Origin of the sequence: Pilimelia anulata (assembly GCF_014647895.1) — a bacterium.
Taxonomy (GTDB): domain Bacteria; phylum Actinomycetota; class Actinomycetes; order Mycobacteriales; family Micromonosporaceae; genus Pilimelia; species Pilimelia anulata.
This window is the reverse complement of record NZ_BMQB01000005.1, coordinates 344,219-355,463: the sequence shown is the minus strand read 5'-3', so window position 1 is coordinate 355,463 and position 11,245 is coordinate 344,219. Positions and strand designations below refer to the sequence as shown.

13 protein-coding genes are annotated in these 11,245 nt (G+C 76.5%); 8 read left to right on the top strand and 5 right to left on the bottom strand.

Features of this window, described 5'->3' with window-relative positions; genetic code table 11:
* The first annotated feature begins 11 nt into the window (after nt 1-11).
* Both IEY94_RS13910 and IEY94_RS13905 read left to right on the top strand, forming a co-directional pair.
* Entirely contained in the window at nt 12-479 is a 468-nt protein-coding gene (locus IEY94_RS13910; RefSeq protein ID WP_189170564.1) for an SRPBCC family protein, read from the top strand.
* A gap of 2 nt (nt 480-481) precedes the next feature.
* A complete protein-coding gene (locus IEY94_RS13905; protein WP_229783840.1) occupies nt 482-1,369 on the top strand; it encodes an MBL fold metallo-hydrolase in 888 nt (295 codons plus the stop codon).
* Between the two features lie 107 nt (nt 1,370-1,476).
* Here IEY94_RS13905 and IEY94_RS13900 read toward each other — a convergent pair whose 3' ends face one another.
* Nucleotides 1,477-1,938: a hypothetical protein gene (locus IEY94_RS13900; RefSeq protein WP_189170562.1), complete on the bottom strand. Its 462-nt coding sequence runs from the start codon at nt 1,936-1,938 to the stop codon at nt 1,477-1,479.
* Nucleotides 1,939-2,199: 261 nt separating this feature from the next.
* Here IEY94_RS13900 and IEY94_RS13895 point away from each other — a divergent pair, with 261 nt between their 5' ends.
* Nucleotides 2,200-3,348: a nucleotide disphospho-sugar-binding domain-containing protein gene (locus IEY94_RS13895; protein ID WP_189170561.1), complete on the top strand. Its 1,149-nt coding sequence runs from the start codon at nt 2,200-2,202 to the stop codon at nt 3,346-3,348.
* A 45-nt stretch (nt 3,349-3,393) separates the two neighbouring features.
* Here the strand turns inward: IEY94_RS13895 and IEY94_RS13890 are convergent, their stop codons facing one another.
* Together IEY94_RS13890 and IEY94_RS13885 are read right to left on the bottom strand one after the other, a co-directional pair.
* Entirely contained in the window at nt 3,394-4,512 is a 1,119-nt protein-coding gene (locus IEY94_RS13890) for a DegT/DnrJ/EryC1/StrS family aminotransferase (RefSeq protein WP_189170560.1), read from the bottom strand.
* Nucleotides 4,509-5,495 carry an NAD-dependent epimerase/dehydratase family protein gene (locus IEY94_RS13885; protein WP_189170559.1) on the bottom strand — a complete coding sequence of 329 codons (987 nt, stop codon included), beginning with the start codon at nt 5,493-5,495 and terminating at the stop codon, nt 4,509-4,511. Before IEY94_RS13885 ends, IEY94_RS13890 begins: the two co-directional genes overlap by 4 nt.
* Before the next feature lie 116 nt (nt 5,496-5,611).
* Between IEY94_RS13885 and IEY94_RS13880 the strand changes: the two genes are divergently transcribed.
* The 4 genes from IEY94_RS13880 to IEY94_RS13865 all read left to right on the top strand — a co-directional run bounded on the left by IEY94_RS13880 (nt 5,612) and on the right by IEY94_RS13865 (nt 7,947).
* On the top strand, nt 5,612-6,427 hold the full coding sequence (locus tag IEY94_RS13880) for a class I SAM-dependent methyltransferase (RefSeq protein ID WP_189170558.1): 816 nt from the start codon (nt 5,612-5,614) through the stop codon (nt 6,425-6,427).
* Between the two features lie 94 nt (nt 6,428-6,521).
* Nucleotides 6,522-7,175, top strand: coding sequence for an NAD(P)H-dependent oxidoreductase (locus IEY94_RS13875; RefSeq protein ID WP_189170557.1), 654 nt, complete (start codon nt 6,522-6,524; stop codon nt 7,173-7,175).
* A complete protein-coding gene (locus IEY94_RS13870; protein ID WP_189170556.1) occupies nt 7,172-7,519 on the top strand; it encodes an antibiotic biosynthesis monooxygenase family protein in 348 nt (115 codons plus the stop codon). Before IEY94_RS13875 ends, IEY94_RS13870 begins: the two co-directional genes overlap by 4 nt.
* Nucleotides 7,516-7,947, top strand: a complete 432-nt coding sequence (locus tag IEY94_RS13865) for a nuclear transport factor 2 family protein (RefSeq protein ID WP_189170555.1) — start codon at nt 7,516-7,518, stop codon at nt 7,945-7,947. Before IEY94_RS13870 ends, IEY94_RS13865 begins: the two co-directional genes overlap by 4 nt.
* Before the next feature lie 63 nt (nt 7,948-8,010).
* On the opposite strand, the gene IEY94_RS13860 is transcribed toward IEY94_RS13865, so the two are convergent.
* Together IEY94_RS13860 and IEY94_RS13855 are read right to left on the bottom strand one after the other, a co-directional pair.
* Nucleotides 8,011-9,471 (bottom strand): NDP-hexose 2,3-dehydratase family protein, encoded by a 1,461-nt coding sequence (locus IEY94_RS13860; protein WP_189170554.1) that lies wholly within the window; start codon nt 9,469-9,471, stop codon nt 8,011-8,013.
* 113 nt (nt 9,472-9,584) lie between these two features.
* A complete protein-coding gene (locus IEY94_RS13855; protein ID WP_189170553.1) occupies nt 9,585-10,307 on the bottom strand; it encodes a cytidylyltransferase domain-containing protein in 723 nt (240 codons plus the stop codon).
* A 296-nt stretch (nt 10,308-10,603) separates the two neighbouring features.
* Here IEY94_RS13855 and IEY94_RS13850 point away from each other — a divergent pair, with 296 nt between their 5' ends.
* Complete coding sequence (locus tag IEY94_RS13850) at nt 10,604-11,230, top strand: carbonic anhydrase (RefSeq protein ID WP_373291291.1); 627 nt, start codon at nt 10,604-10,606, stop codon at nt 11,228-11,230.
* Nucleotides 11,231-11,245 lie beyond the last annotated feature (15 nt).

Below are 11,245 nucleotides of genomic sequence, written 5' to 3'. Positions count from 1 at the left end.
AGGGGAGCCCGATGGGACCGGAGCCGTTCCCGGACGTACGCAAGACCGTCGAGGTGGCGGCGGACCCGCAGCGGTGCTTCGACGCCTTCACCCGGCGGCTGGCCGACTGGTGGCCGCCGTCGCACGTCCTGCTCGACCGGCCGCGGGTCGGGCTGGCGATGGAGCCGCGGGTCGGCGGCCGGTACTACGAGTGGGACGCCGACGGCCGGCAGGTCGACTGGGGGCGGGTGCTGGCCTGGGAGCCGCCGCACCGGCTGCGGCTCACCTGGCGGGTGGACGGCCGGTTCCGGTCCATCCCGGACGATGCCCGGGCGAGCGAGATCGAGGTGACGTTCCGGCCCGCCGGCACCGGTGGGACGCGGGTGGAGCTGGCGCACGTCCGGCTGGACAGGCACGGCCCGGACGCCGCCGCCATCCACCGGGCGATCGACGGGCCGAGCCCCGGCGAGACGCTCCAGCGCTTCGCCGCGGTGGTGTGACGGTGCTGCGCGAGCTGGCCGCCGGGGTGTACGCGTACGAGCAACTCCCCGGCGGCTGGTGCCTGAACAATGCCGGCCTGGTCCGGGCCGGCGACCGGACCGTGCTCATCGACACGGCGGCGACGGTGGCCCGGGCGCGGCGGCTGCGCGCGGCGGTCCGCGCGGTCGCCCCGGCCGGGCCGGACCTCGTGGTGAACACCCACTTCCACGGCGACCACACGTTCGGCAACGCCGTCTTCGCCCCGGCCCTGGTCGTCGCCCACGCGGGCACCCGCCGGGACATGGCCGAGGCCGGGCTGGGCCTGTGCGCGCTGTGGCCGGCGGTGGACTGGGGGGACGTGACGCTGCGCCTGCCCGACGTCACGTTCACCGACACGATGGCCGTCGGCGACGGGCCGGCGGCGGTGGAGCTGATCCACGTCGGCGCCGCGCACACCGCCGCGGACGTGGTCGCCTGGCTGCCCGGGCCGCGGGTGCTGTTCGCCGGGGACGTGGCCTGGTCCGGGGTGACGCCGTTCGTGCTGATGGGCTCGGTGTCCGGGTCGCTGCGGGTGCTGCGCCGGCTGGCCGCGCTGGACCCCGCCGTCGTCGTCTGCGGCCACGGCCCGGTCGCCGGACCGGAGGTGCTCGACGCCACCGCCGGGTACCTGCACTGGGTCGGCCGGGTCGCCGAGCGGGGCCTGGGGGCGGGCCGGACGCCGCTGGCCGCCGCGCGCGCGGCGGGCCCCGGGCCGTACCGGGGGCTGGTCGACCCCGAGCGGCTGGCCGGCAACCTGCACCGCGCGTACGCCGAGCTGGCCGGCCTGGCGCCCGGCGCGCGGCTCGACGTGGCCGCCGCGTTCGCCGACATGGTCGCGCTGCACGGCGGCCTGCCGCCCTGCGCCGCGTGACCGGCCCGACCCGGGCCGCGTGACCGGCCCGGCCCGGGCCGCGTGGCCGGCCCGACCCGGCGGGGGCCGCGGGCGCCGGCCGCCCCGCCCCCGCCGGGTCGGCGCCCTCAGCAGTTGGCGCTGTTGCTGGTCCGCTTCATGTCGCTGGCGACGTCGCCCGACCCCAGCTCGTGCCCGGACGCGTCGTAGAACGTCGCCGTACCGGTGCTGGTGAACTTGCTGCCCCGCTGGTTGGCGTTGTGCGTGGCCCGCAGCGAGCCGGTCAGCTTCTTGCCGGGCCCGTAGTACCGCTCGGTGAGCTGGAACCGGAACTTGTTCTTGCCGGTCGACTTCCAGGTGCCGCTGCCCTCGGTCCCGCCGTTCGGGCCGGGCGGCGGCGCGATCAGGCACAGCTTGCCGTTGCCGGTCAGCCCCATCTTCACGGCGATCTGCCCGTCGCCGGTGCTGACGGTGCCCGACCACGTGCCCACGGGCTTGTCGTCCGGCGCGGCGGCGCCGGCCGGCGCCGCCGACGGCACGAGCAGGGCGACCCCCATGATCCCGGCGGCCAGCCGGGCCCTCGTCCTCATGCTTCCCTCACCACTCCCCCCGGTCCGACCCGGACCGTGTCGTTGCCGGCGGCGGGCCGACTGCGGCCCCGGCGGGCCCGGACGACCGCGGCCGCCCCCGGTGCCGCCCACCGTGGCGATGCCCGCTAGCGGCGGTCTGGAGGCCGCCTCGACCGGCCGGTCCGGCGGCGTTCGACCGCGCGTCCAGCCGCGGCCCGCACGCTGGCCCGCGGCGGTCGCCCGTCCGCGGGCGCCCGCGCCCCGAGGGATGAGGAGAACGTCGTGCGATTCCTGTTCGTCGCCGGTGGCGGCGCCGCGACCATCCACGCCAGCGCCCCGCTCGCCTGGGCCGCCCGGGCGGCCGGGCACGAGGTGATCGTGGGCTGCCCGGCCGAGAACACCGCGCTCGTCGCCGGCCTCGGCCTGCCCGCGGCGGCGGTGGGCGAGCTGGGCATCTTCGACGCCATGACCAAGGACCGGCGCGGGCAGCCGCTGCCCCGCCCGGACACCGTGGACGGCGAGCTGGACTTCGTCGGCCGCGGCTTCGCCCGGCTGTCGGCCGGCAGCCTGCCCGGCCTGGTCCGGCTCGGCGAGAGCTGGCGGCCGGACGTGATCGTCGGCGGCGAGTACAACCACGCCGCCGCACTGCTGTCGCACCGGCTGTCGGTGCCGCACGTCCGGCACGTCTGGGGCCCGTACGACCGGTCCGAGGTGGACTGGCGGGGCGCGGTCGACGAGCTGGGCCCCGAGCTGGCCGCCGCCGGGCTGGCCGACCTGCCGCCCGCGGCGCTGTTCCTGGACATCACCCCGCCGTCGATCCGGCCGGCGGACGCCGAGCCGGCCGCGCCGATGCGCTGGGCGCCGGGCAACCAGCAGTTCCCGTTGGAGCCCTGGATGTACGCGCGCGGGAAACGCCCGCGGGTGGTGCTGACGTCCGGCTCGCGCAGCTCGGTCGTCGCCGGGCTCGGGGCCGACTTCTTCCGGCCGCTGCTGGCCACCCCCGCGCTGGCCGACAGCGAGGTGGAGGTCGTGGTGGCCACCGCCGAGCCGGTGGCCACCGAGGTGCGGGCGATCCGGCCGGGCGTGCGGGCCGGCTGGGTACCGCTGGACGTCCTCGCCCCCACCGCCGACCTGGTCCTGCACCACGGCGGCGGGGTGACCGCGATGACGCTGATCGCCGCCGGTACGCCGCAGCTCTGCGTGCCCGAGATGCTCGCCTCGGCGGCCTCCATGCAGCGGGTCGACGCCCAGGGCGCGTCGCTGACCCTGGCCCCGCACACCACCGACCCGGGCGAGATCGGCGCGGCCATCGGCCGGGTCCTGGCCGACGACCGGTACCGCAAGGCCGCCGCCGCCCTGGCCGCCGAGGTCGCGGCGATGCCGCCGGCCGGGCGGGTGGTCGAGGACATCGCGGCCCTGGTCCACGCCTGACGCCCCGCGGGTCCGGGGGCCGGCGTCCCCCGGACCCGCGGCCGGTCAGCCCTTCGCGACGGCCGTCCGCAGCGCCTCGATCACCCGCTCCTGCACCGGCACCGGCAGCGACGGGTACATCGGCAGCGAGAAGATCTCGCCGGCCAGCCGCTCGGTCACCGGCAGCGAGCCCGGCGCGTACCCGAGGTGGGCGAAGCCGGACATCGTGTGCACCGGCCACGGGTAGCTGATGTTCAGGGCGATGTCGTGCTCCTTCAGCGCCGCCATGATCCGGTCCCGGTCCGGGTGCCGGACCACGTACACGTAGTACACGTGGGTGTTGCCCGGGTTCGTCGCCGGCAGCAGCAGGCCGTCGGCGGCGAGGTCGCCGAGCCCCGCCCGGTACCGGTCGGCCACCGCCCGCCGCCCGGCCAGGTACCCGTCCAGCCGGCGCAGCTTGCGCCGCAGGATCTCCGCCTGCACCTCGTCCAGCCGGCTGTTGTGGCCCGGCGTGCGGACGACGTAGTACGTCTTCTCCATCCCGTAGTAGCGCAGCCGGCGCAGGTTCGCGTCGACGCCCGCGTCGGCGGTCAGCACCGCCCCGCCGTCGCCGTACGCGCCGAGCACCTTGGTCGGGTAGAAGGAGAACGCCGCGGCGTCGCCCATCGTCCCGGCGAGCCGCCCGTGCTGCCGGGCGCCGTGCGCCTGCGCGCAGTCCTCCAGCATCCGCAGCCCGTGCCGCTCGGCCAGCAGCCGCAGCGGCGCCATGTCGACGCACTGCCCGTACAGGTGGACGGGCAGCAGCGCCCGGGTCCGCGGGGTGATCGCCGCGGCGACCCGGTCGACGTCGATCAGGAAGTCCTCCTCCCGGACGTCCACGAAGACCGGGGTGGCCCCGGCGGCGTCGATGGCGACGACCGTCGGCGCCGCCGTGTTGGACACCGTGATCACCTCGTCGCCGGGCCCGATGCCGAGGGCGCGCAGCCCCAGCAGGACGGCGTTGGTCCCGTTGTCGACGCCGGCGCAGTGCGGCAGCCCGTGGTACGCCGCGAACTCGGCCTCGAAGCCGCTGACGCTGCGGCCGAGGATCAGCCGACCGGAGCGGAACACGGTGTCGACGGCGTCGAGCAGGTCGTCCCGCTCGGCGCGGTACTCGGGCAGGTAGTCCCAAACGTGGGTGGTCATCCGGTGGGCTCTCCGTTCTCGTGGCTGCGTACGTACTCGGTCCAGAAGTCCGCGACCGCGCCGGCCAGCGGCCGGGCCGGGCGCCAGCCCAGCAGCCGCGCGGCCGGCGCGATGTCCACCCGGAGCCGGTCCTCGGTGGAGTGCCGGATGCCGAGCCCGGTGCGCTCCACCACCACGACCGGCCGCCCGCTGCACGCGATCAGCCGGTCGACCAGGCTGCGCACCCGGACGGTCTCGCCCCGCCCGATGTTGATCAGCTCGCCGGAGACCGGGGCGCCGGCCGCGGCGACCACCGCGTCGGCCACGTCCCGGACGTCGACGTAGTCCCGGTACGCCAGCAGCGGGTCCAGCTCGACCACCGCCCGGCGGCCGCGCGCGGCGAGGATCCGGCTGGCCACCCGGCCGAGCAGGCTCACCTCCGGGCTGCCCGGCCCGGCCAGGTTGACGATGCGCAGGACCACGCCGGGCTGCTCCCCCGCCCGGGCCCGGGCCAGCACCGCCTCGGTGGCAGCCAGCTTCGCCCGCCCGTACGCGCTGGTGGGCCGGGCCGGGGTGGCCGCGTCGAGGAGCGCGCCGGGGCGGCCCTGGCCGTACTCCAGCACCGAGCCGATGTGCACCAGCCGCGGCCGGCGGGCGGCCAGCGCCAGCCCGTCCAGCAGCCGCAGGGTCGGCGCCGCCGCGGCGGCCCACATCTGCGCGTCGGTCCGGCCCCAGATGCTGCCGACGGCGTTGACGACGACGTCCGGGCCCAGCTCGTCGACCGCGGCGGCGAGCCCGGCCGGCGGCAGGGCGCCGAGGTCCAGGGTGCGGAACGGGTGGCCGAAGCCGGCGCCGGGCGGGTGCCGGGCGACGGCGAGGACGGCGTACCCGGCCGCGCGCAGCGCGGCGCACGCGTGCCGCCCCAGGAACCCGGTCCCGCCGAGCACGACGGCGGTCCCGCCTCCGGACGTGCGTCCCTTCCCGTTCCCCGACCGAGTCGTCATGGCTCCAGCGTGGACCGCCGTGATCGGGGTTCGCTCAAGCCCGCCGCCGGCTCCACCGCCGCTCGACGCGGGCGCGCGACGCTCGCGCCGAGCACGCCCGACCGAGGGGAGAGCGCATGTACGGGCAGGACTCCGCCCGGATCTACTCCGCCCAGCACACCGCCCGCGGCAAGGACTACCCCGGCGAGGCCGCCGCCGTGGCCGGGTGGATCCGCCGCCGGCGCCCGGACGCCGCGTCGCTGCTGGACGTCGCCTGCGGCACCGGCGGCCACCTGCGGCCGTTCGCCGGGATGTTCGCCCGGGTGGAGGGCCTGGACTCGGCCGAGGCCATGCTGGAGATCGCCCGGGCCGAGCTGCCCGGCGTACCGCTGCACCGCGGCGACATGCGCGACTTCCGGCTGGGCCGCACGTTCGACGCGGTCACCTGCCTGTTCGCCTCGATCGCGTACGTCGGCTCGCTGGCCGAGCTGCACGCGGCGGTGGCCAGCCTGGCCGCGCACGCCGCCCCCGGCGGGGTCGTCGCGGTCGAGCCGTGGTGGTTCCCGGACACGTACGTGGACCGCTGGGTCTCCGGCGACGTCGTCCGCACCGACGGCGTGACGATCGCCCGGGTGGCGCACACGGTCCGGGACGGCGGCGCCTCCCGGATGGCGGTGCACTACCTGCGGGCCACGCCCGAGCACGGGGTGGAGCACATCAGCGAGGTGCACCGGGCGATGCTGTTCGACCGGTCCGAGTACGAGGCGGCGTTCCGCGCCGCGGGCCTGGACCCCGAGTACGTGCCGGACGTGCAGTCCGGCCGCGGCCTGTTCGTCGGCGTCCGCACCCCCGACCCGGCCGGCCCCGCCGCGCCGCCGTCGGCGGCCGCCCCGGGCACCGGCCGCGGCAGCGGCGGCGGGGGCAGCGGCGGGGGCGGCCGAGTGGCGCTCTGACCGCGTTCGAGTGGCGGCCGCCAGCGTGGGGGCGCCGGCGGCCGGCGCGCGCCGCGCCCGCCGGCGGCCACCGTCCCCGGGAGAAGGGCACGCCGTGAACCGCCTGCTGCACATCGACTGCTCGCCGTCCCCACAATCGGTGTCCCGGAGCCTCGCCGGGATCTTCCGGACCGCGCTGGCGGACGAGCTGCCCGACCTCGCGGTGGCGCACCGCGACCTGGTCCGCACCCCGGTGCCGCACCCGGACCCGGCCGCGGTGCACACCCTGATCGCCGAGCCGGCCGACGCCGCCGGCCGGGCCGCCGCGGCCCTGCACGACGAGCTGGCCGCCGAGCTGCTCGCCGCGGACGCGCTGCTGATCAGCGCGCCGATGCACAACTGGACCATCCCGTCGAACCTCAAGGCGTGGCTGGACCAGGCGCTCGTCCCGAACCGGACCCTGCCGTACGCCCCCGGCACCAGCGCGCTGGCCGACCGCCCGGCGACGGTGCTGCTGGCGTACGGCGGCGACTACGGCGCCGGCTCCGCCGACGCCGACATGGACCACTGCGCGCCGTACCTGCGCACGGTCCTCGGCCGTGTCCTCGGCTACGACCTGGAGATCATCACCGCCGCGCACACGGTCGCCCCGTACCTCTCCCGCGACCCGGCGGAGCTGGCCCGGTCGGCTTCCGCGCGCGGCGCGGCGGAGGCCGCGGCGGCGCGCCGGGCCCGGGCCGTGGCCCGCGGAACGGTCGCGGCCCGATGACGGCGGGCGCGGCCCCGGACGGGGGCGTCACGTTCGTCAACACGTTCAGCCTGAACTGCCCGCCGGCGGAGTTCGAGCGGGTGTTCGCCGAGGTCGCCGTGTTCATGAGCGGGCGGCCGGGCTGCCTCGGCTACACGCTGAGCCGGGCCACCGACGCCGAGGACCGGTACGTCAACATCGCCCGCTGGACCGACGCCGCCGCGCTGCGCGCCGCCGTGGCGCACCCGGACTTCGCCGGCCACGTCGGCGCGCTGCGGGCCGTCGCGGTCAGCGAGTCCCGGCTGTACGCCGACCGGCTGCGCTTCCGCGGCCACGGCGCGGCCGAGGGGGGCGGGCCGGCATGACCGCCGTGGACGCCGCGCTGCACAGCGAGGTCCTCCAGTTCTACGCCCATCAGATGCGCCTGCTCGACGCCCTGGACCTGCCGGCGTACGCGGCGACGTTCACCGCCGACGGGGTGACCCGGCACGTGCACCGCGGGCAGGAGCTGCGCGGCCGGGAGGCGCTGCTGGCGCACGCCCGGCAGGCCCTCCCCCGGTACGCGACGGTGGCCGTCCGGCACTGGAACGACCACTACGCGATCGCGGCCCGGGCCGACGGGGTGCTCGACGTGCGGTACTGCTCGCTGGTCACGCTCACCGACGCCGAGGGGCGGGTGCGGATCGAGTCGACGTTCACCGTGGTCGACGAGCTGGTCCGGGTGGGCGGCCGCCTGCACACCCGGTCCCGGACGATCGACCGCGACCGCCCGGCGCCGCCGCCGGACTCCTGACCGCCGGATCCCGGCCGGGCGCCCGCGGGCCCCGGCCGGGCCCGTCGCCGCTCGGGCCGGTGATCAGGCCGTACCGGTGATCAGGCTGTGCAGGCAGGCGACCAGGCTGCGGGCCTGGATGTTGACGTAGTAGCTGTGCCGCAGCAGCGCGGAGAGCTGCCCCAGCGTCAGCCACCGGTACCGCGGGTGCCGCGGCTCGAACCCCTCGCCCACCTCGACCACCGCGTACCGGTTCCGGGCGTGGTGGAACCGCCCGCCCTCCTCCGACAGGATCACGTCGTACCGGATCCGCTCCGGCCCGGCCCCCAGCACATCGTCGAGGAACTCCGGCGCCGCCGCGTCCGGCAGCCCCGCGTAGTTGGACGGCGTGCACTGCACGGTCGGGCCCAGCTCCACCCCGTCCACGAAGCCGGGCTCGGCCCGGGCCTGGACGAGCAGGTGCAGCACTCCGTTGATCCGCTTGGCCAGGAACGCGATCAGCCCCTCGTCGCACGGCTCGATCATCGGCTGGGTCCACGACCGGACCTCCCGCCCGGCCGCGGTCACGCTCACCCCGACCACGTTGAAGAACCGGCCGCTCTCGTGCGTGATCCGCCCCCCGGCGCACTGCCAGCCGGCGACCTCGCGCAGCGCGATCCGCTCGGCCGTACCCCGGTGCTCCGCGCGCAGGTCGGTCAGCCAGCTCAGCACCTCGTCCAGCGCCCACAGCGCCTCGTCGTCGCCGCCGCACGAGCGGACCAGCGCCGCGGTGAACGGCCCCAGCTCCGCCCCGTACGCCCGCAGCAGCCCCGGCCCGGCGAACGGCAGGCAGGCCAGGACGGTCCGGGCGTCCATGTTCACCGCGTCGTCCAGCCCGAGGAGCTGGTGCACCTGGCCGAGCGTCAGCCAGCAGAAGCCGTCCAGCACGTCGACCTCGCCGTCGACCTCGACGACCATGTTCCGGTTCCGCTTCCGGAAGAACCAGGAGCCCTGCTCGGACTGCCGCGAGTCGGCGAGCACCCGGGCCGCCGCGCCGGCGCGGAAGTAGTCCAGGTACGGCACGGCCGCGCCGCGGTGCACCCGGCTGAAGTTGCTCCGGGTCGCCTGCACGGTCGGCGACACCTGCAGGCCGTTGCAGTTGCCGGGCTCGGCCTTGGCCTGCATGAGCAGGTGCAGCACCCCGTCGAACTCCCGGGCGACGATCCCGAGCAGCCCGGTCTCGGCCTGGTGGATGATCGGCTGCTGCCACCGGTCCACCACGCCGTCCGCGGCGTGCACGTCCACCCCCTCGACCGAGAAGTACCGGCCGGTCCGGTGCCGGATGTTGCCGGTGCCGCCCTCGGCGTACCAGTCCTGGAGGCTCTCCAGCGGGACCTGGCGGACGTCCATGTAGGCCCGCCGGCGGTACGCGCACAACCAGTGGTGGAAGTCCTCCAATCCCGCGATCGGCCCGGTCCGGGCGGCGACCGAGCGGGCGATGCGGAGCGCGGCCGGTCCGACGTCGGACCGGCGGGCGCGGGGCGGGGCGAAGGACTGGGGCGGCAAGGGGTGGCCTCCCGGTTCGGGACGAGCGGCGGCGATCTCGATACGCCATACGGTATTCCCGCGCGGTCAAACACCGCTCGAATCCGCGCCCCGCCCCGGCACCCCGCCGGGAGCTACGCCGCCCGGGCCGGGAGGCGGGAGTTCAGCGCCCGGACGGCCGGGTTGGCGTCCAGCCACTCGACCAGCTTGTCCACCGGTACCGCGCTGTCCCCGAAGTGGCTGACCACCATCGAGATCAGCGCCCAGTCCTCCATCGAGTCGATGGCCAGCCGCAGGTGCGACCGGTCCGGCGGCAGGGTCAGCCCCATCACCCGGAACTGGTCCAGGTGCGCCGCCACGTACGCCGTCACCGACGCCCGCTCCCCATCCAGCGCCAGCGCGTCGACCCGGGCCAGCGTGTCCGCGGCGACCACCTCGACGTCCAGCCCGATCGGCAGGGTCTGGGTGAAGGCGGTGCTGACGTAGTCCAGGTTCGGCACCGTCCGGAACACGCGCGCCGCCAGCGCGATCAGCTCCGGGTCGAGCAGCGGGCAGTCCGCGTCCAGCGGGACGACGGCGTCCGCCGGGTACGCCGCCAGGGCGTCGAGGTGCCCGCGGAGGAGGTCGCCGTCGGGGTTGCGGTGGGCGGCGATGCCGAGGCGGTGGCACTCGTCGACGATCGCGTCGTCGGCCTCGTCCGCGCCGGTGAGGACGAGCAGCTCGTCGAGCGCGCCGCTGTCGTGCGCGGCGTGGACCATGCGGTCCAGGACGGTGCGGCCGCTGAGGGTCTGGAGGACCTGGCCGGGCAGCCCGTTGGCGGCCATCCGGGCCTGAATGATGCCGACGACGCGCACCATCGCTCCTTACTGTCGTGGTGGAGGGGATCGGCGCGCCGCAGGCGGTACCGTCGATTGTGGACTGTGGGTCGACACTGCGGTTACCGCTTGTGGTTGCCGGGGCGGGTACGCGGGGGTGCGACCCGCGGCGCGGCGCTGCCGAGCCGTTACCGTAGCGAACGCGACTTTCGGGCGATCGGGCACGGGACGTGCAGGTTTTTCCCCAATCTAGGGACATTGTCTGATTTACGCGCAATCGAGCAACCAGCCCGCGGCACGGGGTGGTTGCTGAAAGGTGCGCGGCGGCCCATGGCAGGCTGGGGGGCGTGACTATCGACGGCACCCGCCCGGACACCCCCGCCGCCGCCCTCGCCGAGCTGCTCGCCGGCAACGCGCGCTTCGTCGCCGGCGGGCGCGAGCACCCGAACCAGGACGCCGAGCACCGCACCGCCATCGCCGCCGAGCAGCAGCCGTTCGCGGTGCTGTTCGGCTGCTCCGACTCGCGGCTGGCCGCCGAGATCATCTTCGATCGGGGGCTGGGCGACCTGTTCGTCGTCCGGACCGCCGGGCACGTCATCGGGCCCGAGGTGCGGGCCAGCATCGACTTCGGCGTCGCGGTGCTCGGGGCGCCGCTGGTCGTCGTCCTCGGGCACGACCACTGCGGCGCGGTCGGTGCCGCCGAGGCCGCGCTCGCCGGCACCGCGCCGCCGCCCGGCCTGCGGCCGATCGTCGACCGGGTCCTGCCCAGCGTCCAGCGGGCCCGGCAGGAGGGGATCACCGACGGCGCCGGCCTGTCCGCCGCGCACGTGCGCCGGACGGTCGAGCTGGTCGCCGGCGACGGCGCCGTCGCGGCCGCCCGGCGGGCCGGGCGTTGCGCGGTCGTCGGCATGTCGTACCGGCTCGCCGAGGGCCGGGTCACGCTGGTCACGCCGCCGCCGGACTGAGCGCGCGACGCGCCG

Excerpts from the sequence above, each read along its gene's own strand:
- IEY94_RS13910 (WP_189170564.1), top strand. The coding sequence starts at position 12 with ATGGGACCGGAGCCGTTCCCGGACGTACGCAAGACCGTCGAGGTGGCG.
- IEY94_RS13900 (WP_189170562.1), bottom strand. The coding sequence starts at position 1,938 with ATGAGGACGAGGGCCCGGCTGGCCGCCGGGATCATGGGGGTCGCCCTG.
- IEY94_RS13890 (WP_189170560.1), bottom strand. The coding sequence starts at position 4,512 with ATGACCACCCACGTTTGGGACTACCTGCCCGAGTACCGCGCCGAGCGG.
- IEY94_RS13885 (WP_189170559.1), bottom strand. The coding sequence starts at position 5,495 with ATGACGACTCGGTCGGGGAACGGGAAGGGACGCACGTCCGGAGGCGGG.
- IEY94_RS13880 (WP_189170558.1), top strand. The coding sequence starts at position 5,612 with ATGTACGGGCAGGACTCCGCCCGGATCTACTCCGCCCAGCACACCGCC.
- IEY94_RS13870 (WP_189170556.1), top strand. The coding sequence starts at position 7,172 with ATGACGGCGGGCGCGGCCCCGGACGGGGGCGTCACGTTCGTCAACACG.
- IEY94_RS13865 (WP_189170555.1), top strand. The coding sequence starts at position 7,516 with ATGACCGCCGTGGACGCCGCGCTGCACAGCGAGGTCCTCCAGTTCTAC.
- IEY94_RS13855 (WP_189170553.1), bottom strand. The coding sequence starts at position 10,307 with ATGGTGCGCGTCGTCGGCATCATTCAGGCCCGGATGGCCGCCAACGGG.